This window comes from Lysinibacillus boronitolerans JCM 21713 = 10a = NBRC 103108 (assembly GCF_000772935.1).
In the GTDB taxonomy this organism is placed as follows: Bacteria; Bacillota; Bacilli; order Bacillales_A; family Planococcaceae; genus Lysinibacillus; species Lysinibacillus boronitolerans.
The window spans coordinates 379,345-401,825 of record NZ_JPVR01000081.1 but is presented as its reverse complement, the minus strand read 5'-3'; the positions used below and the strand labels follow the sequence as shown (position 1 = coordinate 401,825).

23 protein-coding genes are annotated in these 22,481 nt (G+C 40.7%); 20 read left to right on the top strand and 3 right to left on the bottom strand.

Features of this window, described 5'->3' with window-relative positions; genetic code table 11:
- Positions 1-680 precede the first annotated feature (680 nt).
- Positions 681-1,109, bottom strand: a complete 429-nt coding sequence (locus tag CD31_RS22610; RefSeq protein WP_004229468.1) for a DUF2621 domain-containing protein — start codon at positions 1,107-1,109, stop codon at positions 681-683.
- Between the two features lie 121 nt (positions 1,110-1,230).
- Between CD31_RS22610 and CD31_RS22605 the strand changes: the two genes are divergently transcribed.
- The 7 genes from CD31_RS22605 (at position 1,231) to CD31_RS22580 (ending at position 4,681) form a co-directional block, all read left to right on the top strand.
- On the top strand, positions 1,231-1,446 hold the full coding sequence (locus CD31_RS22605) for a DUF1659 domain-containing protein (protein WP_036081555.1): 216 nt from the start codon (positions 1,231-1,233) through the stop codon (positions 1,444-1,446).
- A 14-nt stretch (positions 1,447-1,460) separates the two neighbouring features.
- On the top strand, positions 1,461-1,685 hold the full coding sequence (locus CD31_RS22600; protein ID WP_036081551.1) for a DUF2922 domain-containing protein: 225 nt from the start codon (positions 1,461-1,463) through the stop codon (positions 1,683-1,685).
- A 65-nt stretch (positions 1,686-1,750) separates the two neighbouring features.
- Positions 1,751-1,873 carry a YvrJ family protein gene (locus tag CD31_RS23165; RefSeq protein WP_004229459.1) on the top strand — a complete coding sequence of 41 codons (123 nt, stop codon included), beginning with the start codon at positions 1,751-1,753 and terminating at the stop codon, positions 1,871-1,873.
- A gap of 104 nt (positions 1,874-1,977) precedes the next feature.
- Positions 1,978-2,586 (top strand): SCO family protein, encoded by a 609-nt coding sequence (locus tag CD31_RS22595; protein ID WP_036081548.1) that lies wholly within the window; start codon positions 1,978-1,980, stop codon positions 2,584-2,586.
- A gap of 105 nt (positions 2,587-2,691) precedes the next feature.
- On the top strand, positions 2,692-3,207 hold the full coding sequence (locus tag CD31_RS22590; RefSeq protein WP_036081547.1) for an RNA polymerase sigma factor: 516 nt from the start codon (positions 2,692-2,694) through the stop codon (positions 3,205-3,207).
- Positions 3,200-4,081: a hypothetical protein gene (locus CD31_RS22585; RefSeq protein WP_036081545.1), complete on the top strand. Its 882-nt coding sequence runs from the start codon at positions 3,200-3,202 to the stop codon at positions 4,079-4,081. Before CD31_RS22590 ends, CD31_RS22585 begins: the two co-directional genes overlap by 8 nt.
- Positions 4,082-4,144: 63 nt before the next feature.
- Positions 4,145-4,681, top strand: a complete 537-nt coding sequence (locus CD31_RS22580) for a DUF1572 family protein (protein ID WP_036081543.1) — start codon at positions 4,145-4,147, stop codon at positions 4,679-4,681.
- A gap of 29 nt (positions 4,682-4,710) precedes the next feature.
- On the opposite strand, the gene CD31_RS22575 is transcribed toward CD31_RS22580, so the two are convergent.
- Positions 4,711-5,277, bottom strand: coding sequence for a hypothetical protein (locus CD31_RS22575; protein ID WP_036081540.1), 567 nt, complete (start codon positions 5,275-5,277; stop codon positions 4,711-4,713).
- A gap of 101 nt (positions 5,278-5,378) precedes the next feature.
- Here CD31_RS22575 and CD31_RS22570 point away from each other — a divergent pair, with 101 nt between their 5' ends.
- The 3 genes from CD31_RS22570 (at position 5,379) to CD31_RS22560 (ending at position 10,160) form a co-directional block, all read left to right on the top strand.
- Entirely contained in the window at positions 5,379-6,197 is an 819-nt protein-coding gene (locus CD31_RS22570; RefSeq protein ID WP_036081537.1) for a hypothetical protein, read from the top strand.
- 155 nt (positions 6,198-6,352) lie between these two features.
- A complete protein-coding gene (locus CD31_RS22565; protein WP_036081534.1) occupies positions 6,353-8,032 on the top strand; it encodes a methyl-accepting chemotaxis protein in 1,680 nt (559 codons plus the stop codon).
- A gap of 166 nt (positions 8,033-8,198) precedes the next feature.
- The gene (locus CD31_RS22560; protein ID WP_036081531.1) at positions 8,199-10,160 is read left to right on the top strand and encodes a methyl-accepting chemotaxis protein; all 1,962 of its coding nucleotides are present in this window, start codon (positions 8,199-8,201) and stop codon (positions 10,158-10,160) included.
- 41 nt (positions 10,161-10,201) lie between these two features.
- On the opposite strand, the gene CD31_RS22555 is transcribed toward CD31_RS22560, so the two are convergent.
- Positions 10,202-11,599: an alanine/glycine:cation symporter family protein gene (locus CD31_RS22555; protein WP_036081529.1), complete on the bottom strand. Its 1,398-nt coding sequence runs from the start codon at positions 11,597-11,599 to the stop codon at positions 10,202-10,204.
- A gap of 225 nt (positions 11,600-11,824) precedes the next feature.
- Here CD31_RS22555 and CD31_RS22550 point away from each other — a divergent pair, with 225 nt between their 5' ends.
- The 10 genes from CD31_RS22550 (at position 11,825) to CD31_RS22505 (ending at position 22,475) form a co-directional block, all read left to right on the top strand.
- Positions 11,825-12,523, top strand: coding sequence for an aspartate/glutamate racemase family protein (locus tag CD31_RS22550; RefSeq protein ID WP_036081526.1), 699 nt, complete (start codon positions 11,825-11,827; stop codon positions 12,521-12,523).
- A 1-nt stretch (position 12,524) separates the two neighbouring features.
- On the top strand, positions 12,525-13,583 hold the full coding sequence (locus tag CD31_RS22545; RefSeq protein ID WP_036081523.1) for a DmpA family aminopeptidase: 1,059 nt from the start codon (positions 12,525-12,527) through the stop codon (positions 13,581-13,583).
- Positions 13,584-13,864: 281 nt separating this feature from the next.
- Complete coding sequence (locus tag CD31_RS22540) at positions 13,865-14,602, top strand: M15 family metallopeptidase (protein ID WP_244905004.1); 738 nt, start codon at positions 13,865-13,867, stop codon at positions 14,600-14,602.
- A complete protein-coding gene (locus CD31_RS22535) occupies positions 14,599-15,393 on the top strand; it encodes a M55 family metallopeptidase (RefSeq protein ID WP_036081520.1) in 795 nt (264 codons plus the stop codon). The genes CD31_RS22540 and CD31_RS22535 overlap by 4 nt, the downstream gene beginning before the upstream one ends.
- A 322-nt stretch (positions 15,394-15,715) precedes the next feature.
- Positions 15,716-17,539 carry a peptide ABC transporter substrate-binding protein gene (locus tag CD31_RS22530; RefSeq protein WP_036081517.1) on the top strand — a complete coding sequence of 608 codons (1,824 nt, stop codon included), beginning with the start codon at positions 15,716-15,718 and terminating at the stop codon, positions 17,537-17,539.
- Between the two features lie 82 nt (positions 17,540-17,621).
- Positions 17,622-18,566 carry an ABC transporter permease gene (locus CD31_RS22525; RefSeq protein ID WP_036081513.1) on the top strand — a complete coding sequence of 315 codons (945 nt, stop codon included), beginning with the start codon at positions 17,622-17,624 and terminating at the stop codon, positions 18,564-18,566.
- Entirely contained in the window at positions 18,566-19,540 is a 975-nt protein-coding gene (locus CD31_RS22520; RefSeq protein ID WP_016992041.1) for an ABC transporter permease, read from the top strand. The genes CD31_RS22525 and CD31_RS22520 overlap by 1 nt, the downstream gene beginning before the upstream one ends.
- Positions 19,533-20,606 carry an ABC transporter ATP-binding protein gene (locus tag CD31_RS22515; RefSeq protein WP_052125426.1) on the top strand — a complete coding sequence of 358 codons (1,074 nt, stop codon included), beginning with the start codon at positions 19,533-19,535 and terminating at the stop codon, positions 20,604-20,606. Before CD31_RS22520 ends, CD31_RS22515 begins: the two co-directional genes overlap by 8 nt.
- A complete protein-coding gene (locus CD31_RS22510) occupies positions 20,599-21,546 on the top strand; it encodes an ATP-binding cassette domain-containing protein (protein ID WP_036081510.1) in 948 nt (315 codons plus the stop codon). Before CD31_RS22515 ends, CD31_RS22510 begins: the two co-directional genes overlap by 8 nt.
- On the top strand, positions 21,543-22,475 hold the full coding sequence (locus CD31_RS22505) for a S66 peptidase family protein (RefSeq protein ID WP_036081508.1): 933 nt from the start codon (positions 21,543-21,545) through the stop codon (positions 22,473-22,475). The genes CD31_RS22510 and CD31_RS22505 overlap by 4 nt, the downstream gene beginning before the upstream one ends.
- The last annotated feature ends 6 nt before the right edge of the window (positions 22,476-22,481 follow it).

The following is a 22,481-nucleotide window of genomic DNA, read 5'->3' as shown; positions in this document are numbered from 1 at the left end:
GGATAAAACCTCAAAAGTAGCGGATAAAATTTCAAAAGTAGAGGATAGAGCAGTAAAGCGCGGATAGGAGTCCAAATGTAGGGGATAAAATTAGTAAAGAGTAGGATAGCATCTTAAAAGTGACGGATAGAACCTCAAAATAGAGGATAGAACAGCAAAGCGCGGATAGGAGTCCAAATGTAGAGGATAAAATTAGTAAAGAGCAGGATAGCATCTAAAAAGTAGAGGATAGAGCAGGAAAGCGCGGATAGGAGTCCAAATGAAGAGGATAAAATTAGCAAAGAGCAGGATAGCATCTAAAAAGTGACGGATAAAGCCTCCAAAAGTAGAGGATAGAACAGCAAAGCGTGGATAGGAGTCCAAATGAAGAGGATAAAGCTAGCCAAGTGTAGGATAGCATCTAAAAAGTGACGGATAAAACCTCAAAAGTAGCGGATAGAACAGCAAAGTGTGGATAGAAGTCCAAATGTAGGGGATAAAACTAGCCAAGTGTAGGATAGCATCTTAAAAGTAACGGATAGAACCTCAAAAGTAGCGGATAGAGCAGCAAAGCGTGGATAGGAGTCCAAATGAAGAGGATAAAACTAGCAAAGAGCAGGAATGCCTCATAAAAACACAGGTTAGTATAATATCCCTATAGCTAAGTAAAAACGCTGCACAAATCTTTGTGCAGCGTTTACTTATTCGAATAGATGTTCATAGGGGGAGATGTCAATTTGCATTTGCTCTAATTTTTTGCGTAAAAATTTGTGATCGCGCTTTGGTGTTGCTTGGATATAGCCGCGAATAATGAGGTCATTGTTAATGGCAGCTGCTTTTTCTTCTAATGCGAGCTCGCCAATTTTTCCTGCAATCTTTTCCTTCGCCACTTGTCTAAAAAGCTCAGGGACAGGGCTTACGAGTTCATAGAGTAATTCTTTTTCCGCTTGTCCCCACAAGTGAACGGTTTTATCTAAATAATATTCTTGCCAATCTAAATCTGATTTTCCATCCTGCTTTGGGAGTGCTTTTAAAAATTTGCGGAACATGAAGAATCCGCCAATAGCCATCAATGAAATAAGGACGACAACCCAAAATAAAATAAACCATAAAAACCAACCTTGTAACAAATCGTTCACCTCTTTGCCTTCTCTCACTCTATTATAAAAGCTTCCGAAAAAAAATTCATCCTTAATGTCCCTTTTTTAGCAATTCGCCTTTATATAGTGTGCAGAAGGGAGGTGATGCTATATGGCTAATGTTAACTTTGTAAATGCTACACTTCGTCTCAAGTATATGGATGGCTATGATGAGAACAATGAGCCTACGTTCACAACGAAATCGTATCGAAATATTAACAACACCCATAGCGCGGACGATTTGTTAGCTGTTGCTCATGCCATTGCTAGTCTTTCATCACAGTCACTGGCTGGCATTGCGAAACAGGAAACACACGATTTATCTTAAGGAGGGATCACAGAATGACACAAGTTCTAGAATTACAATTTGCAACAACTGATGGCAAAACGACAACCCTTTCGATTGATGCACCCAAGCCGAATATTACAGTGACTGAAATTCAGCAGGCAATGGCAACGATTATGGCTAAAAATGTTTTTACTGGGCAAGGTGGTGCTCTGTCAGCCATCAAGGGAGCTCGTATTGTGGATCGTCAAGTAACGGAATTTGAAGTAGCAACAGAATAATTCAGTAATGGTCTTTGCAGCGAGAAGTGCAAAGACCATTTTTACTATAGGAGAGGAGGAGGCAAATGGAACAGTGGTTGAACATGATATCCGATATCGGTTTTCCGATTTTAGTGTCATTTTATTTGTTGCACCGCGTCGAAGTAAAGCTTGATGCGATTCATGCTGCGCTTGTTTCATTAAAATGAAATGGATTTCACAAAGATGTACGAAAGCTGTCACTTAGAAGTTCTTGTCAACGCTTACAACCTACGTTAGGATGGGGAGAGTGTAGGTTAGGGAGAGTGTTGACATGAAACATAAGTTAATAGGGCTAGTGCTGCTGTTAGCCTGTGCATCTGTGCTAGGCGCATGTGGAAATTCAAAATTTAAAGCAGATTATAGTCTAGAAATACCCGATTTTGAACATGTTAATCAACGTGGTGAAACGGTTTCGCTTGAAAGCTTAAAAGGTAAGCCTTGGATTGGCATGTATATTTTCACAAACTGTGTGTCGATCTGTCCGCCCATGTCATTAAACATGGCACAAGTCCAAGAAAAGCTCCAGAAAAAAGGGGTGGAGGACTATAACATCGTTGCCTTTTCAGTTGACCCAGATGTAGATCAGCCAGATGTGCTTGCGAATTATCTTAGTAAATACAATGTTCCAGATGAATCTAAATGGAACCTTCTTACAGGGTATTCACAGAAATATATCGAACAATTTGCGGTGAAAAATACAAAGATTTTAGTGAAAAACCACCCTAACAGTGACCAAGTCATTCATGGTAATCAATTTTTCTTAGTCGATAAAGATGGTGTCCTCGTCAAAATGTATAATGGCTATGCTGAAAACATAGAAGATGTACCGATTGATACGATAGCTTCTGATATCGAAACATATATTGATGAAAATTTATAAAGTAACAGTAAACCGTCTCAAAGGGTTGAGGCGGTTTTTTTTATGGTGGGAAAATAATCTTTTTCTGGTTGGGAGTCGTTTATAGTGTAGAAGGAGGGTGATGGCGTGGCTGATCATGAAAAATTCGAGCAGCTAATGGCTATACATACGGAGCAATTGTTTCGAATTGCTTATTACTATACAAAGGATTTACAAATAGCTGAGGATATTGTACAGGATGTTTTTATTAAGTTCTATCATCAAAAACACTATGAGGAACGAGGAGAGATGAAGGCATACCTTGTTCGCATGACAATCAATAAATGCAAGGATTATTTAAAAAGCTGGGCATACAGAAAAATAACATTTCAGCATAAATTTTTTACCAAACAAAAATTAATATTGCAGGACACACTGATTCGTCAAGATGAACAAGCACTGTTAGATGATGCTATTTTACGCTTACCTCTCAAGCCACGAGAAGCGATTGTCTATTTTTACTTGGAGGAGATGACGATTAAGGAGATTGCGGAACTACTTGCGATTCCGGAAGGTACTGTGAAATCTCGTTTAAAGAAAGGAAAGGAGCTATTAAAAGTAGAGTTACAACATATTGAGTGGGAGGTACTTTTCCATGGATAAGCATACAATGCAGGTACTACAAGATGTTTCAGCACATAAGGAAGCCATTATTCATAAGGTTCGACAACAAATTCAGCATGAGCCTGTTATGGCCAAGTCAAAGTGGATATATCGTGTCGTGACGATGATGATTACCTGCTCCATTTTATTATTCATTGCCTGGCAAGCTGCAAAACCGATGGATGAGCTGGTGACACAGGATGAAGGGGAACCACCTACATTCACGAAGTTTTTTCAAACAGAAGTGGAGGGAAAAGACACAGCATACAGTAATTTTCTTCCGCTTGCTAATTATTTAAGTCAGGCAAAGCATATCCAATATTATGCACCACTTCAAGGTTTAGAGGCGATGCAATCAGTAGCAACATCACTGGAGGATGTCGTTCATCTCACGGATCCTGAAAATTTACCATTTCAACCAAATATACAGGAGGTCTATGCAGTTTCAGCACAAATGGAGGATGGTAGCAAACAAACGCAATTTCAATTTAGCTTTAAAGAAAAATCCTCCACTGGGGTGGATTTACAATTTATTAATTTTACCGTGACAAATGTAAAGTATAATCCCTTGGCGAGCTATGTGAAGTCGAAAAATATGGAAGAAACTTTAGGGATGAACGTTTCAAATATAGGCTTAAACTTTATGAATCCTCTGTATTATCGGGAGATGTTACCAGAGAGAGGTTATTTGTATATTTACTATAATTACGATGAAGCGGATAAGCGAATCTATCAGATGGCTACTAGAGCCAATGAGTTTTATTCTTACTATAACGGCTATGTCTATCATATCGGGTATCAACTTGATGGAGACCCACAGGAGGTTCAAGAAAAAATGGCGATCCTTGCAAGAGATTTTATTCTTGGCGAATAAGTCATGAGACATTACACTTGAGGTATAATAGAATGATAGAAAAGTGGGGATGGAGGTTCGACTATGACAATTGCACAAACCTATTTACAAGTTGTCCAGAAAAGATTTCAAAGTGTGAAAGAGCTAGGGGATAAAACGCTTGCCCAAATGGAAGAGGCACAATTGCACTGGGCATACAATGAAGAATCCAATAGTATTGCAGTGATTGTAAAGCATGTAAGTGGTAATATGATTTCTCGCTGGACAGATTTTTTAACGACAGATGGAGAAAAGCCTACGAGAAATCGGGATGATGAGTTTGAGGATAGTCTTCACACCAAAGAAGCAATCATCTCAGCTTGGGACAAGGGTTGGCAAGTGTTTTTAGAAACCTTGGCGAGTTTAACAGAATCCGATTTACAGGGGCATGTTACGATTAGAGGGGAGCAGCTAGGGGTCATTGATGCCATTGAAAGACAAATGGCGCACTATGCACAGCACGTCGGTCAAATCATTTATATAGCCAAACAGGTAAAGGGCTCTGATTGGCAAACACTCAGTATTCCTAAAGGACAGTCACAAGCCTTTACAGAAGCCATGCTAGACATACATCAACGCTAACGAAGAAAGATCGTAGCCAGTAGTAGGTGCTACGATCTTTTTTCTGCTAAATAAAGCTTGTATAGGGCTGTTTCTAGATCGGTCGCTTGAGCCAGTTCAAAGGCCTCCTGCTGACTTCTATGATTTGTGATTATCTCATAGAAAAAGTGAATTAGAAACATGAGATTAGCATTACCCTCAATATAATCATCAGGTGCTAGGTAGGAATGACAGCCACTCTCTAAAAAGGCTGTCGCTAGCTGCTGCCAGCCTAATGTACAGCCTGCCGCAATGACCTTGACACCCTGTAGCTGACAATAGGTTAAGACATCCTGCGGTTCAAAATAGATACTCCTTGGTTCATTTTCTTCATATACCTCTTCTCCTAGCTCAGGCAGACAAAAGCGCCCCTCATCGCCGTGAAAGTTCAATAGCAAATAATCCATTTTGTGAGGAAGATCATTTCCAGATAAAATATCAATTAAATCATTTGGTCTGCCAATTAAATCAAGTGTCACGCTTGCACCAAAGGATTCCAGTGCCGCTCGAATGGCCATAGATTCAAAATCACAATCAGGACCGACTACTAAATGTACGTATAATTCTGGTCTACTCATATATCATCACCTCTATTTAAGTATAGCTGAAACTTATTAGAGTAGTAAATCGTATATGACAATAATTACTATAAATGTAAAGTGGTAAAGGAGGTGATAAAGTGCACAAGGGTGGTTATATTTATACGCTTATTCTGGGCATTGTTTTGAGTATAAGCACACTACTGCTCTTCATTTACAATGAAAGGCAGCGGGAGGAGCTAGTACCGCTGCATACCCCCATTCAATCGATTAAAGAGGCTTGGTATTTGTCTGGAAGTAATGGCAAAGAGCAATATTTATATCCATTAAAGCAAGTATTCTACGTCGACCGCTATGAGGTGAAAGATACAGATCGCCTTCAGCAAGTTTTACAAACTAAAAAGGACCTTAGCAGTCGACCAGCAGACCATGAAGCAGTAAGTGATTTATACATACACTTCCATAATGGCAAGGAAACGGCCTTGAAAGTAATAGTCGAGGATGAACGATTCTTCCTAATGGATCAAAAAACAGGATTGTATTATGTACTGCAAGCACAGGAAGCTGAGGATTATTTTCATTTGTTAAATGAGAAAAGCAAAATGTCGTGGCTATTATTTATTGTTTATACAATTTTATTTTTTGGTCTTGTCTATATGCTTGTAAAGAAACTAATAGCCGCTAAATCCACAGAGAAAGAAAGCATTCCCTCCAATACGAGGGAAAAAAGATCACTAGCAGATTCTATTTATCCAGCCATCCTGCCCTTGGTCATCACATTCTCTATGCAGATTTATGGGGCTCAACATAGCTTACTATTACTGAGTGCGATGATGCTGACTTCAGGCATTCGAGAGTTTTTAGAAAAAAGAGGTCATTTTCTGAAAATGCTCCTGCTTCTTCCGCTCTTTTGGTGTTATCTCTATGGTTTCCAAATGATTACTTCCTATTTCAACTAGTAAAATAGTGGATATTATTGTCAATAGATTAGATGCGAAATTCTCATTATTGTTAAATTTTAGCGATAGTTTAGGAGGATGAGCATAGATTTTATAGGCTAATAGGTTTAGGTAGGCTATACTCAAGTGGATTATAGAAGAATAGAGGGAATCATATGAGACTAACTGTGGAACGGAAATTGCAATTTGCTTTTGGTATTGTCCTCATCTTTTTACTGCTTATTTCAGGGATTGCTATGTACTACTTGAATAATAATAATCAGACATTAGCAGAAATCGAAGACAATACGGAATTAATCCATTTATATCAAGATATCTCGTTCCAAACCGTACGAGCGAATGCGGCTATTCGTGGGTATATGTTATATGGCAAGGAAGAAATGCTCAACAATCATCATGAAATCCGAAATACCTTACATACGTCGATTAATCGACTTCAAGAAATAGGCGATCGCAATCAAGATTTTGACCAATTTTTAGCGCAGCTTGACGACTGGGAAAAGGCTATAGATGGGCAGATTGTGCCTCTTTATCAACGAGGGGATCACCAGCAAGCACAACAAATGGCTTTACCAATTTTAGGTGAGGGCTCTCAGAAATTGGTTGTCTTTGGAAAAACGATGGCTACAGCTCAGCAAGAAGATATGCAGGCTCATATTGAGGCTACCAAGCAAAAAGGAGAGAGAAGTGGCCTCGAAATTATGATTCTAGTGGCTATTTCTCTTCTTATAAGCATTATCATTGCGACACTATTCGGTAGACGGATCGCAAAAAATATTCAACAAACCGTGGTTGAAATGGATAAGTTTTCGGAAGGGAATTTGCAAACGCATTTACAATTTAAAACCAAGGATGAGTTTGCGCACTTAGCCGAATCCTTCAATAGTATGTCAGAAAAGCTTCGACTGATGATGAAACAAGTTGGAAACTCCTCTGAGCAAGTTGCCGCAACATCAGAACAGCTAACAGCAAGTAGCATGGAGGTTACACAGGCGACAGAGGTGGTAACAGAATCTATTCATGATATTGCACAAGGTATTGATCAGCAGGATACTTTAACTGGTGATGTACGAAATTTATCTGCTCATATTTTGAAGAAAATGAATGATATTTCTGCAAGCATACAAAGCGTGAATCAGGCAACAGTCGACACGAAAAATATGGCACATACAGGTCGTACTTCTGTGCATGATGTTACAGCGCAAATGAATGAAATCTCTGCCAACACAAGTGAGCTGAATACACGTGTGCAAGATTTAGATGACAATACAGCAGCAATTGTATCAGCAGTAAATGTCATTAAGAGTATAGCGACACAGACCAATTTACTAGCGATCAATGCTTCTATTGAAGCGGCAAGGAGCGGGGAGCATGGAAAAGGCTTTGCAGTTGTGGCAGAGGAAGTCCGCAAGCTAGCAGATGAATCAAATCTTGCTGCAGTCGATATTGAAAAAGTAGTGGTCCAAATTACAGATAGCACGAGGATTATCGAGGAAGATATGGTCAATAGTAATGATTCTGTTCATGTAGGTCGTGAAAAGGTCAATGTGGCAAGGGATAATTTTATACAAATTGATGATGCCATTAATGATGTACAAGCACAGACCGAGCTAGTTACCGCAGCCATTCGAACAATCCAGCAAGATATTGAAAAGTTAGTGCAAGAAATCGACTATATTAGTGAAGTGTCGATGAAATCAAGCCATCATGTGCAAAGTGTTGCAGCCTCTTCAGAGGAACAAAATGCAGCGATGGAGGAGGTAGCAGCAGCCTCTACCCATCTAGCAAAGATGGCGATAGACCTGCAAGAATCCATTCAGTCGTTTAAATACTAAATCCAATTTACCCCTGTCTAGTTACAGGGGTTTTTATTTGTCGGTAAAGCCTGAATAATATGAAAATCGTAAAAATGTTAGAAAAAAATTTTTTCGTCCGATAAAAGCTTTGGGAGAAATGTTAAGCAGATAAAGAGAGGGAGAGGAATCAAAAGGAGATTGATATATGAAGAAACTATTTAGCAGTTTTAAGGGCAAGCTTTATACGCTATTCGCGCTAGTATTACTTATCCCTGTCATATCTGTTGGGAGTTTGTCTTATTTATCTGCAAAAGACTCGATTGAAGAAGAAATCTTATTTAGTGCCAATGAAAGTGTAGGCATTTTAAATAAGCTGATTGACAAAACGATTAGTGAGAAAATGAGTGACATCAATGTGTTTAGTAGTGAAATAGATGCGCGCCAATATGAAGAAGCACAAGCTTCAATTGTGGCTAAATTTCAGCAATATACAAAGCTTAATGCAGATGTATTAAGTGTTTATATTGGCATGAATGACGGTCGATTTACACAGGAGCCAAAATTGAATGGTGCAGATTATAATCCATTAGATCGAGATTGGTATAAAGAGGCGACAGCTTTAAAAGGAGAAACCTTAATCACCAACCCTTACAAGGATGCGGGGACGGGTGATATGGTGGTAACAGTTGCTAAGCAGACGAAGGATCATGCTGGAGTTGTGGCAATTGATATTAAATTAACCGATCTTCAAAAAATTGCTGATTCAATTCGAATCGGAAAAAATGGGTATCCTTCTATTTTTGGAGAAGACAAGATGGTCATTTCACATCCTACACTTGAAGCGGGAGGGGAGCTGAAAGAAAGCTTCCTTGATAAAATGTACGAAAGTCCATCAGGTACGTATGAATATGTCTTTAATGGTGATGATCGTTTATTATTCTATACGACAAATGAACTGACAAATTGGAAAATAACAGGAACGATTTTTGCTAAAGAAATTGATGAGTCTGCTTCCTCGATTTTATACCATACGATTCTAGTCCTCATCGCAGCAATTATCATCAGTTCCATTATTTTTTATTTTGTAATGAAGGCTGTCATTAAACCGATTAAAGCCTTAAAGGATAGTGCGGTTACGATCAGCAAAGGCGATCTTACGGAAGTGGTAACGATTACGTCAAAAGATGAGATTGGCCAATTAGGACAAGCCTTTAATGATATGCAGGAAAGCTTACGGACACTTATTCAAAAAATTGAACAAAATGCAGAGGAGGTTGCTTCTTCAGCAGAAGAGCTAACCGCCAATGCCAATCAGACAAGCATTGCAACAGAAAAAGTGGCGATTTCCATTCAGGATGTTGCAACAAGCGCTGATTCTCAAACGATGAGTGCCACTAAAAATGCAGCTTCTTTACATGAGCTTTCTACTGCCATTCTGCATATTGCAGAAATCTCTTCGGCAGTGACGGACCTTTCACAGCATGCGACATTACAGGCGGATGAAGGCGGACAAGCTGTCCAAAATACAAAGGATCAAATGCAATCCATTCATTTATCCGTAGCAGACTCCAATGCGAAAATCCAGACATTGCATGAACGCTCTCAGCAAATTACATCCATTTTAGATGTAATTACAAGCATTGCAGATCAAACAAATTTACTGGCTTTAAATGCAGCTATCGAAGCAGCAAGAGCAGGAGAGCATGGGAAAGGCTTTGCAGTCGTGGCAGACGAAGTGCGTAAGCTTGCAGAGCAATCTCAAGAATCAGCTAAACAAATATTTGAGCTTATCCGAGGCATTCAGCAAGAAACGGAGCAATCTGTCAGCATTATGGCGAAGGTTACAGAGGATGTGCAAAATGGATTGCATATTTCCGATGAAGCCATTGCAAAATTCCAAGTCATTATGACAAGTATGAATGAAATTACCCCTAAAATGGAGGAGGTCTCTTCAGCCTCTGAGCAAATGTCTGCAGGTGTTCAAGAGGTAGCAGCAGTAACCGAAGATTTGGCATTCTCCGCGAAAGGCAATGCAGCGGCGTCTGAGGATGTAGCAGCATCAACAGAGGAGCAATTAGCCTCGATGGAGGAAATCAATGCCTCTGCGCAAGCACTCGCACATATGGCGGATGAATTAAAGCTACTGATTAGTCAGTTTAAATATTAAAGCACAACGCCACCCCAAATTTTGGGGTGGCGTTAAGTATTTTATCGATCTTCTTCTTCCCAACAGTCTGTGTTTTTTAAGGTTGGAATTGATTTTGCGTAGAAGACAGGATTTTTGCCTGCTCTTCGTTGCTCTGTAAAGTCGTCTAGCACAAGGAAGGCCATTTTACCGAGCATCATAATGATGGTAATATTGATGAGCGCCATCAGCCCCATAAAGAGGTCAGCGAGGTTCCATACAAGCTGTACCTGTGCAATGGAGCCGAACATAACCATACCTAACACTAAAATTCGATAGCAAAACATCCAAGCTTTATGAGCATCCATAAACTCAATATTGGATTCACCATAATAATAATTACCAATAATCGAACTAAATGCAAAGAAAATGATGGAGATGGCAATAAAATAAGGAGCCCAATCACCAACATGAACAGCTAAAGAATTTTGCGTCAAAATAATACCATCACTCTCACCTTTATCATATAAGCCCGCTAAAATAATGATAAAGGCAGTCGCTGTACAAATCATAATCGTATCAAAAAAGACACCTAAGCTTTGTACAAGTCCTTGCTTAGCAGGATGTGAAGTATTAGCAGTTGCCGCAGCATTCGGCACACTCCCCATCCCTGCTTCATTGGAAAATAAACCGCGACGTACACCCTGCATGATTGCAGCCCCAATTGCACCACCAGCAGCTTCCTGTAGGCCAAATGCATGAGTGAAAATTAATGAAAAAACATGGGGAATTTCCGATAAATTGGTCACCACGACAAAAAGAGCAACAAGCAAATAAAAGATGGCCATAACAGGGACAAGAACTTGGGTCACCTTTACAATTCGATGGACACCACCAAAAATAATTAAGGCAGTTAAAACGACAAGTATAGCCCCAATAATCTTAGGACTTACATCGAAGGCTTCCCCGACTGAAGTGGCAATTGTGTTAGATTGCACAGCATTAAAAATAAAGCCAAAGCTTAATGTTAATAAAATACTAAAAATAATGCCAAGCTTTCGTTGACCTAACGCTTTCTCCATATAGTAGGCGGGACCACCACGGAATGTATCGCCATCCTTTACTTTATACACCTGTGCTAAGGTACTTTCAATGAAGGCAGTGGCCATCCCTAAAATCGCGATTATCCACATCCAAAATACTGCACCAGGTCCACCTACACCAATGGCTAAGGCTACCCCTGTAATATTCCCTGTACCGACACGTGAAGCAGCGCTAATGGTAAAGGCTTGGAACGGAGAAACCCCCGAATCGCCCTCTCTTTTTTCTACAATTAAACGAAACATTTCAGGAAAAAGACGAATTTGTACAAACTTCGTACCGAATGAAAAATATAGTCCTGCTGCTAAAAGTAAGATAATGAGGATATATGTCCATAAAATATTATTTCCGCTATCAACTATTGTTGAAATCCATTCCATAAGTTGACCTCCTTTCACAATACGCTTTAGTCTACACTGTTTTTTTATTAAAAATCAACTTTTCTAAAATAATAAATTATGCTAAAATTTTGATATTTTATAATTTACTAATTAAGAAAATTCGCTTTATATACTATTTTCTAAACCTTGTATATTACTTTTGGAAAATTCTCTTATTTTTGTGAGAGGGAGGCGTATAATAATAGAAAAAGGAGTGATGTAGACATGAAAACAATTGGCTTAATTGGTGGGATGAGCTGGGAGTCATCTGCTGAATATTACAGACTTATCAATGAACAGGTTAAACAGAGGCTAGGGGGCTTACACTCTGCGAAATGTATTTTGTTTAGTGTAGATTTCCAGCAAATTGAGCATTTTCAAACTAACGGGGAGTGGAATAAAGCAGGTGAGGTTCTAGCTCAAGCTGCACAAGCACTTGAGCGGGCAGGTGCAGATCTAGTCATCATTTGTACCAATACCATGCATAAGGTCATTGATGTTATCGAGCCTGCTATTACCATCCCTATTTTACATATTGCGGATGCCACAGCTAAGCAAATCAAAGAAGCGGGTTTACAGAAAATAGCGCTGCTTGGCACAAAGTACACAATGGAGCAAGCGTTTTATAAAGCAAGAGTAGAAGGCTTTGGCATAGAGGTGATCGTACCTGATAGCAACGAAAGAATGGAAGTAAACCGAATTATTTACGATGAATTGTGTCTTGGCACCATTGTACCAGCATCTAAAACGTACTATAGCCAAGTGATCGAGGAGCTTGTAAAAGCGGGCGCACAAGGGGTAATTTTGGGCTGCACGGAAATTGGCTTACTGATTCAGCAGGAGGATGTCAGCATTCCTGTGTTTGATACAACGGCTATCCATGCACAGGCTGCTGTGTTAATGGCGATTCAGGAGGATGTATAGTATGCAGGGAAAAGTAAGACAATTGGGCATTGAAATTGGCGTGTTACCAGTTGGTCAGAAAAACTGCATCACCGATGTAGAAGGAGTCCAAGTGGGACATGTTACATTGGATGAGCCATTAGATCAGAATGGGGCCTATGCGTGTACAGGCGTTACAGCCATTTTACCGCATGGAGGCAATGTATTTCAGCACAAGGTAACAGCGGCAAGCTATGTACTAAATGGCTTTGGGAAAACAACGGGACTTGTGCAAGTGAATGAACTAGGTGTACTGGAATCGCCCATTATGTTAACTAATACTTTTGGCGTACCAGCTGTTACACAGGGTACATTAAGCTATATGCTTGATAGGAATGAAGACATTGGACTGACAACAGGAACCATTAATCTCGTTGTGGGCGAATGTAATGATAGCTATCTTAATTCGATTCGAGCTTGTCCAGTAACACCTGCGCATGCCATAGAAGCCATTCGTCAAGCCTCTGCACAGACGGCACAGGAAGGCGCTGTTGGTGCAGGGAAGGGGATGATGTGTTTCGGCTATAAAGGAGGAATTGGTTCTTCCTCTCGCATCGTCAAAGTAGAATCAAATGAAGTGAACTATACAGTAGGCTGCCTAGTTCTTAGTAATTTTGGACAAGGTAGGGAGTTTTTAGCCGAGCACTACAAAGTCTCCACTACGCAAAACCAATCTACCCTATCACCAACAGATGGCTCCATTATTATTGTCCTTGCGACAGATGCCCCACTGAGTAGTCGACAATTAACACGTGTCATTAAACGTTGTGGAATCGGTTTAGGACGGACAGGCAGTCATTTTTCACATGGTAGTGGCGATATTGTGATTGGCTTCACGACGGCACACTGTATTCCTCATACCGCTGATCAGCTTGTTGAGACAAGAACTCAGCTACGTGAGGATCATCCCATTATGAATCAATTGTTTACAGCCGCTGCTGAAGCGACAGAGGAAGCGATACTAAATTCGTTATCCCAAGCACAGACAACAACTGGTCGCAATGGTCATACTGTGCAAGCTTATTCCTTTCAACAGGCATAAAAGAAAAAGCTATTGAAACAACATTTGGGTTTCAATGGCTTTTATTATGCCTTGAAACAGGATTCTGCTTTTTTTTAGCATGAACGAGCCATAAGATGAATAAAATCCTTAATTAGAGGATAAAAGTGGTTTTTCGACCCGTCAATTGCTGGAATATGTATCATTATAAGAGTATCTCCATTATTTTGTAATTATTCTTTTTTTATCTAGTCAATGCTAGAGAGATGTGATAACATTCAATTTAAAAAACTGAATTATCTAACTATTTAAAAGGGGGGTCATTGATTATTAACCTTTTTCAACCGATAGCACCCTCTCTAAATCGAAGTACCTTTCCATCACCAGCTGTATGTGAAAACAATGAGCCGCTTATCCAGCTTACAGCTGCTCATCCTAGGATATTTATGGAACCAATCTATTATCAGCAACAGATTCCTGATAGTTTACGAGTTATTTATGTAAGAGAAGGTGTCTATGAACGTTTGCAACAGGCGTTAACATTATTACCTCAAGAGTATTGCTTATTACTTTATGATGGCTATCGCCCATTTCAAGTACAGCAGTATTTGTTTAGCCATTTTTCACAGCAATTAGCAAAAAGGATGCCACAATTAACACCACAAGAGATTGTGCAGGCAACCAAAAAATATGTAGCATTTCCAAGTAAAGATGTAGCCTATTTAGCCCCGCATTTAACAGGGGGTGCCATCGATGTAACGCTGGCTGATGTTCATGGTAAAGCCCTCGATCTTGGGACAGCGTTTGATGAAATGAATGAAAAATCAGCGACCCGTTATTTTGAACAGCATACGCAAGAAAATCCGTTTGCCTGTCAGCACCGACGCTTATTGTATAACTGTATGACACTTGCTGGATTTACGAACTATGGGGAGGAATGGTGGCATTACGATTATGGCAATGTGGCATGGGCTAGACGTGTTCAAACACAGGTAGCCCAATATGGAGCAGTACACGCAACAATTCAAAATCACAATGTAAAGGAGTTTCGATTTCTATGAAAGTTTATATTAGTGCGGATATTGAAGGGATTACAGGTACAACTTCGTGGAGTGAGACCGAGTTAAACGCGCCTGACTATCAGCTTTTCCAAAAACAAATGACACGTGAAGTAGAAGCTGCCATTGCAGGAGCGATAGCGGGAGGCGCAACCGAAATTTTATTAAAGGACGCACATGATTCAGCCCGCAATCTAGACATTTCTAATTTACCAATCAATTGTAAAGTCATCCGTGGCTGGACATACGATCCGATGTGTATGGTAGCAGGTCTTGATGAAAGCTTCGATCGCGCTGTTTTTATCGGCTATCACAGCAAGGGTGGCAGCGAGCGTAACCCACTAGCCCACACGCTTTGCACATACGCGGATGTCAAAATCAATGGCGAATATGCGAGTGAGTTTCTGATCAATACGTATGCAGCAGCCCTACACGGTGTTCCTGTGTCCTTTGTGAGTGGGGATGTGGGGTTGACAGAAGAGATTCAGGCCGTAAACGAACACATTGTCACTTTTGCTACTAAGGAAGGCATCGGTAATGCGACGATTAGTGTCAGTCCACAACTAACCATAATGGAAACCAAGCGACTGGTAGAGTCTTCTATGAAGGTTCCTCGTACCGCATTACAGGTAACGTTGCCAGAACACTTTAGGGTAGAGCTTATTTATCGTGACCATACACGAGCCTATCGCAATTCATTTTATCCAAATGCCAAATTCAAACCACATAATACTGTAGAGTTCATGACCAATGATTTTTATGAGGTGCTGCGTGTCCTTCAATTTTTAACATGATGGGAAGGCTTTGTGAGAGCTTTTACATCAAGTGAGGATTCTATTTCATGAAAGGTGAGAAGTGATCAAAAAAGTGGTGAACCCGCTCACAAAGGCATGAGAAATGATCAAAAGATAGATAGACCCGCTCAAAAAGCGGTGGGACACGCTGTCTGAGTGGTTTGAATCTCATAACCGTGACATCGGGTATGTACCGTTGTTCATTTCATCGATAGATGGTCGAGTTAGACTGACCTAGCCTAAGTTTGAATGATCCTATTGAAGATGCAATCCATCCTGCTAATAGGATTTTCATTATAAAAAGATGACTAGGGGGATGCTTGTGAGAAAATATTGGTTGCTGTTCGTATGTCTGGTCGTATTATTTTGTGTAGCCTGCAATGACAAATCAGCGAGTGAAAAAGCATCGGAATATCGAGTGGTGTATTCAGGGGAAATTAAAACGTTAAATTATTTAAAGACGTCCGAAACAAATGAATTTGCGGTGGCAGCGAATATGGTGGATGGGCTGATTGAATATGACAACTATGGGGTGGTCCAGCCAGGATTAGCGAAAGAGTGGTCCGCGAATGAGGATGCTACGGTGTGGACATTCAAATTGCGTGATGACGCAAAATGGGTGACACATGAGGGCAAGGAATATGCAGATGTTGTGGCACAAGACTTTGTGGATGGCTTACACTATGTGCTTGATGCTAAAAATGAATCATCGACAGCTTGGATTGCGACAGTGGTGAAAAATGGGGAAGCCTTCTATAATGGCGAGATGAACGATTTCAAGGAGGTAGGCATAAAGGCGCTAGATGAACATACAGTAGAATATACTTTAGAGGCGCCGACACCCTATTTTCTTTCTATGTTGAATTATGTTTGTTTCTTCCCTGTAAATGGCAAGTTTATTGCGGAAAAAGGGGAGGAGTTTGGCACAACACGTGAAAACTTCCTCTATAACGGTGCCTATATTTTAGATAAATTTGAGCCACAAAATGAACGCGTTCTTGTAAAAAATGAAACGTACTGGGATAAAGACAAGGTGCTGATTGACCGTATTCGCTATAAATACAATAAAGAAGCGGCAACTGTGGCGCCTGAGCTGTTTTTACGTGGCGAAATCGATTCGGCTAGTATCCCGACCTCCATCATTGATGAATGGTTTAAAGATGAAAAGAAAAAATCTCAGGTTCGTCAAACACAAAATAACTTCTATACCTACTTTTATGCACTCAACTTCAACCCACAATTTGACGCACAATACGAGCCTGAAAATTGGAAGATCGCCGTCAATAATAAAGATTTCCGCAAATCCTTATTCCATGCGCTTGATCGTGTCTCCGCGATGCTAACGGTTGAGCCTTATAATCCAGCAGATCTGCTGAGCAATACCATTACACCGAAAAACTTTGTTGATGTGGAAGGAGTGGATTATACACAACTAGCACCACTTACATCCATTTCCAATGAGGATTCCTTCAATAAAGAGCTGGCCCTAGAGTACAAAGAAAAGGCAAAAACAGCATTAGCAGGTAAGGCAACATTCCCTGTAAAGGTATTAATGCCTTATAACGCTGGTATGCCAGATTGGGCTAATCGCTCTCAAGTAGTCGAGCAGCAAATTGAGAAATTACTAGGGACAGATTATGTCGACATTATCGTAGAGGCTGGTCCATCCACAGGCTTCTTATCAGAGGTACGTCGTCCTGGTAAATTTGCACTCTTAGAGGCGAACTGGGGTCCTGATTTTGCAGATCCATCTACGTATACAGATCCTTTCACAGTAGATGGTACCTATAATAAACCAGAATTAGCAGAAGGCTATAAAGAGGCGAATGGTAAAACAACTTATCAAAATCTTGTGGATCAAGCGAAAGAAACAATTGACACAGCCAAACGCTATGAACTATTTGCGAAGGCAGAAGCATTTTTAATTGATGAAGCCTTTGTTATTCCCTATTCAGTTGGTGGTAGTGGCTATATGGCATCTAAATTAAATCCATTCGAGGCGCAATATTCGCCATTTGGTGTAACGGCAGAGAAATTTAAAGGCCAGCAAGTGCTAGAAAAGCCAATGAGTAATGAAGAATTTAAAAAAGCGCTTGCTGAGTGGGAGCAAGAACGTGCAGAAGCACTAGCCAATGCTGAAAAGTAGTAGAATTTCGTAGATGAAAAGGAGATACCGAAAAGAGTAGTCGGCATCTCCTTTCGTCTTTTTGACAAAGGAGGATGGCGTGATGTTGCAGTATATAGGAAAACGACTCTTACAATCCGTTTTAACCCTTTTTATTATCATCACCATTGTCTTTTCATTATTACGGCTAATGCCAGAGGAAGGCTATTTAGGAGCGGCAGCCGATAAAATGTCACCTGCTCAGCAGGAAATTTACTTAACAAGTCTCGGCTTGCGCGACCCAATCCTTGTCCAGCTAGGGAATTTTTACAAGAATTTACTGCAGGGGGATTTGGGGAAATCTGTGACCTATCGTACCGATGTCCCAGTAGTGACGATTATTGCAGATAAAATCACGTATTCTTTGCTCTTTGGTTTAGGAGCAGTCGCGTTATCACTACTGATTGGTGTGCCGCTAGGAATAATGATGGCCTATCGTAAGGGGCGTTGGCTGGATCGACTGGGGACAGGCTATATTGTATTTGTTGTTGCTGTCCCTGCAGCCGTTTATTACTTAGTCATTCAAATGTATATTACAGAACTCTTTCAATTACCGATGCTGTTTGATGAATACAGACCGATTACTTGGATTCTTCCACTTACGTCAATGGCATTGGCTCCAACTGCCTCCTACGCGATGTGGATGCGACGCTATATGGTCGATGAACTGAACAAGGACTATATTAAGCTAGCAAGGGCAAAGGGCGTAAGGGAGCGGACATTGATGTTCAAGCATGTATTACGTAATGCCTTTATTCCTATGGCACAATATTTACCTGCTACGATTCTGTTTACGATTACAGGCTCGATCTATATAGAGTCGTTGTATTCCATTCCAGGGATGGGGGGCTTGCTTGTGGATGCTATTCAGCGACAGGATAATACGATTGTGCAGGGCCTAGTGTTAGTGTTTTCTTCCCTTGGTATCATTGGACTTATTTTAGGGGATATTGCCATGGCACTTGTCGACCCTCGTATTAAATTAGGCAAGGGAGGGGGTGTGCGTTAATGGGGATGTATACAGATGAAATCAATAATATTTCAAATAAATCCCGTGAAACCTTGTTTGAATTTGCTGAAGTGGACGCAAGGCAGGCAGAGGAAACGGGCTATTCAAATTATTCTTATTGGCGGTCTACATGGCAATCCTTTTTGAAAAATCGACTGGCTGTTTTTTTATTAGTTGGGGTGATCATCATTGTAGGCTTTACTATTTTACAACCCTATTTACCAGCGCAAAAATCACCAACTGAAATTTACTTGGATGAACAAACAGGGATGCAGGCACGTAATATTGCACCTAATGCAGAATTTTGGTTTGGCACGAATTCGATTGGTCAGGATTTATGGTCTCGTATTTGGGCAGGGACGAGAACTTCTCTCTTTATTGGTTGTGTTGTCGCCTTAGTGGAGGCAGTGGTGGGCATAACCATTGGCACGCTATGGGGCTTTTCGCGGAAATTAGAAGCGCCTATTACACAGCTTTATAACGTCGTCGATAATATCCCCACAACCATTGTGCTCATTTTAATGTCCTATATCTTACGGCCAAGTATTTCAACCATTATTATTGCCATGTGTATTACGGGGTGGGTGGAAATGGCGAGGTTTATCCGCAATCAAATTGTTATTTTGCGTGACCGCGAATACAATCTAGCCTCAAAGTGCTTAGGCACACCTGATTATCGTATTATTCTAAAAAATCTATTACCCTATTTAATTTCTGTCATTATGCTACGCATGAGCCTAGCGATCCCCTTTGCAATTGGGGCAGAAGTCTTTTTAACGTATATCGGCTTAGGGCTACCCATCAGTGAGCCTTCCTTAGGCAATTTAATCAATGAAGGACGTGTCCTCATGATGTCACCTGACCTACGCTATCAGCTTATTTTCCCGAGTATTGTGCTAAGTGTTATTACGATCGCATTTTATATTATTGGTAATTCCTTTGCAGATGCAGCAGATCCGAAAAACCATGTATAAGGAGAGGAAGCTAGTGACATTGAAAAAATCACGCATATTAGTCATCCAAAATTTAGTGATTCAGTTTACGCTACGTGGTCGAGTTTTAACAGCGATCCGCGATATTTCACTCGACCTTTACAAGGGAGAAAGCTTAGCCATTGTGGGCGAATCAGGATCTGGTAAATCCGTGCTGATGAAATCCATTATGGGCTTGCTCGATAAAAATGGCAGCATTAAGCAGGGACAAATTATTTACAATGCACAGGATTTAGGCAAGTTCACAACAGAGCAAGAATGGCTAGGTATTCGGGGCAAGGAAATAGCGATGGTGACACAGGATCCGATGACATCGTTAAACCCGCTCAAAACCATTGGAAGGCAAATTGAAGAATGTGTGGTTATGCATCAAGGCTTAAGAGGCAAGGAAGCCTATGCGGAAACATTAAAACTGTTAACAGATGTCGGCATTACCGATGTGCAGAAGCGCTATAAGCAATATCCGCATGAATTTTCTGGAGGGATGCGTCAACGTATTGTTATTGCGATTGCGATTGCCTGTAAGCCGAATATTTTAATATGTGATGAGCCCACGACAGCTTTGGATGTAACCATTCAGGCACAAATTTTACAGCTCTTAAAAAGTCTTCAGCACAAATACGGCTTAACAATTGTCTATATTACGCATGATTTAGGCGTAGTCGCAAAGGTGGCTGACCGTATTGCCGTGATGTATGCTGGCGATGTTATCGAGGTTGGGGAAACACATGAAATTTTCTTTCATAGTAAGCATCCTTATACATGGGCGCTTATTTCCTCTTTACCACAGCTTGGCTCAAAAGGGGAACAATTGTATTCCATCAAGGGCACACCCCCGAATCTTTTTCAGGAAGTAAAGGGTGATGCCTTTGCTCCACGCAATCCATATGCATTAAAAATTGACTTTATCGAGCGACCACCCTTTTTTCAGATCAGTGATACCCACTATGCACGCACATGGTTATTAGATCCACTTGCACCAAAGGTAGAGCCTCCAGCAGCCTTACAAGCATTCTTTGCCGAGGGGAGGCAGTATGCGAATGACTGAAAAAGAGGTTCTAGTAGAGGTGGAAAATTTGAAAGTTGTGTTTGGTAAAGGGAAAAATAAGTTTACGGCCATTGATGATGTCAGCTTTCAAATTTTTAAAGGCGAAACATTTGGCATTGTAGGTGAATCAGGCTCAGGGAAGACAACGATAGGTCGGGCGATTATGCGCATCAATGAGGTAACAGAGGGGCAAATTTTGTACCATGGCAAAAGTATTCAGGGGAAAATCCCGAAAGATTGGGATAGAGAAATTACGCAAAAAATCCAAATGATATTCCAGGACCCTATGGCATCTCTGAATGAACGAGCAAAAGTAGATTATATTGTCTCAGAGGGCTTATACCCTTCGAAAAAATTTAAAGATGAGGCAGAGCGGCAACAAAAGGTGCGGGATGCTTTATTGAACGTTGGGCTACTTCCAGAGTTCTCAAGCCGCTTTCCGCATGAGTTTTCAGGAGGTCAACGCCAACGTATCGGCATTGCTCGTGCGTTAGTGATGGAGCCTGAATTTATCATTGCAGATGAGCCTATATCTGCCTTGGATGTATCCATTCGAGCACAGGTTTTGAATTTATTAGCAAGCCTTCAACAGCGAAATCATTTAACGTATTTATTTATTGCCCATGACTTATCGATTGTCCGTTTTATTACGGATCGAACGGCGGTCATTTATAAGGGGAAGATTGTGGAGCTAGCGGAAACAGAAAAGCTTTTTGCTCATCCGCTGCATCCTTATACAAGGGCTTTGTTATCAGCAGTACCAGAGCCGAATCCCTATAAGGAGCGGGACAAAGTTGTAGAAGTGTATGATCCGTCACAGCACCGTAATGATGAAAATCCCCCCTCATTTGTTGAGATAGAGGAAGGTCATTTTATTTTAGCCAATGAAGAGGAACTTGCCCATTATCGTACTTCACTGAAAAGGGAGGAAAAGATATGATTTGTCCAAAGGCATTGAAAAAGGGTGACACAATTGGTCTTATTAGCGCTTCTGGCGCAACGCCACCTGAAAAGCTGCAGCCTGCTATTGCTAGTATCGAAAAGCTAGGGCTCAATGTGGTCGTTGGGGAGACCTGTCACGCAAGACATGGCTATTTAGCAGGCACAGATGATTTACGGGTAGCAGATGTTCATCGTATGTTTGGCGATCCAATGATTGATGGCATTTTTTGTATACGTGGGGGCTATGGTGCGACGAAAATTTTAGCCCAATTAGACTTTGACTTGATAAGTGCCAATCCAAAAGTATTTGCTGGCTATAGTGATGTGACCGCTTTACATATAGCGTTTAATCAGCTATGTGGCTTTGTAACCTATCATACACCGATGCCATCCACAGAATTTATTAGGCAGGAGATGGATGACTATACATGGCAGTCGTTCATTCAGCTGATTATGGAGAATGAAAGAAAGGCGTACTACTTAAAAAATCCTTCTCACCAGCCCATGTCCACACTGGTGGCTGGGAGTGCTTCAGGTCAACTTATCGGTGGCAATTTAACATTAGTGACAGCTTCACTTGGCACACCCTATGAAATTGATACACGAGGTAAAATTCTGTTTTTAGAAGATATCGATGAAACGGAGCAACGGGTGGATCGTATGCTGACACAATTAAAACTGGCAGGAAAGCTAGATGACGTGGCAGGCATTTTATTGGGCGCTTGGACAAATTGCGAACCTGAAAATCCCGAAAAGCCAGCACACAGCTTATCATTACAAACTATTTTTCAAGAAATTCTAGTGCCTTTAGGGAAGCCTATAATTGCGGATTTGGCATGTGGTCATTGTTTACCAACAATGTCGCTTCCTTTAGGAAGAACCATCAAGATGGATGCGGACAATCAGCGTATCCATGTAAATGGGTAGGTGGTC

Bases quoted from the DNA above. Each gene is read 5' to 3' on its own strand.
- CD31_RS22605 (WP_036081555.1), top strand. From the start codon at position 1,231: ATGGCTAATGTTAACTTTGTAAATGCTACACTTCGTCTCAAGTATATG.
- CD31_RS22600 (WP_036081551.1), top strand. From the start codon at position 1,461: ATGACACAAGTTCTAGAATTACAATTTGCAACAACTGATGGCAAAACG.
- CD31_RS23165 (WP_004229459.1), top strand. From the start codon at position 1,751: ATGGAACAGTGGTTGAACATGATATCCGATATCGGTTTTCCGATTTTA.
- CD31_RS22595 (WP_036081548.1), top strand. From the start codon at position 1,978: ATGAAACATAAGTTAATAGGGCTAGTGCTGCTGTTAGCCTGTGCATCT.
- CD31_RS22585 (WP_036081545.1), top strand. From the start codon at position 3,200: ATGGATAAGCATACAATGCAGGTACTACAAGATGTTTCAGCACATAAG.
- CD31_RS22580 (WP_036081543.1), top strand. From the start codon at position 4,145: ATGACAATTGCACAAACCTATTTACAAGTTGTCCAGAAAAGATTTCAA.
- CD31_RS22575 (WP_036081540.1), bottom strand. From the start codon at position 5,277: ATGAGTAGACCAGAATTATACGTACATTTAGTAGTCGGTCCTGATTGT.
- CD31_RS22565 (WP_036081534.1), top strand. From the start codon at position 6,353: ATGAGACTAACTGTGGAACGGAAATTGCAATTTGCTTTTGGTATTGTC.
- CD31_RS22560 (WP_036081531.1), top strand. From the start codon at position 8,199: ATGAAGAAACTATTTAGCAGTTTTAAGGGCAAGCTTTATACGCTATTC.
- CD31_RS22555 (WP_036081529.1), bottom strand. From the start codon at position 11,599: ATGGAATGGATTTCAACAATAGTTGATAGCGGAAATAATATTTTATGG.
- CD31_RS22550 (WP_036081526.1), top strand. From the start codon at position 11,825: ATGAAAACAATTGGCTTAATTGGTGGGATGAGCTGGGAGTCATCTGCT.
- CD31_RS22545 (WP_036081523.1), top strand. From the start codon at position 12,525: ATGCAGGGAAAAGTAAGACAATTGGGCATTGAAATTGGCGTGTTACCA.
- CD31_RS22535 (WP_036081520.1), top strand. From the start codon at position 14,599: ATGAAAGTTTATATTAGTGCGGATATTGAAGGGATTACAGGTACAACT.
- CD31_RS22525 (WP_036081513.1), top strand. From the start codon at position 17,622: ATGTTGCAGTATATAGGAAAACGACTCTTACAATCCGTTTTAACCCTT.
- CD31_RS22520 (WP_016992041.1), top strand. From the start codon at position 18,566: ATGGGGATGTATACAGATGAAATCAATAATATTTCAAATAAATCCCGT.
- CD31_RS22515 (WP_052125426.1), top strand. From the start codon at position 19,533: ATGTATAAGGAGAGGAAGCTAGTGACATTGAAAAAATCACGCATATTA.
- CD31_RS22510 (WP_036081510.1), top strand. From the start codon at position 20,599: ATGACTGAAAAAGAGGTTCTAGTAGAGGTGGAAAATTTGAAAGTTGTG.
- CD31_RS22505 (WP_036081508.1), top strand. From the start codon at position 21,543: ATGATTTGTCCAAAGGCATTGAAAAAGGGTGACACAATTGGTCTTATT.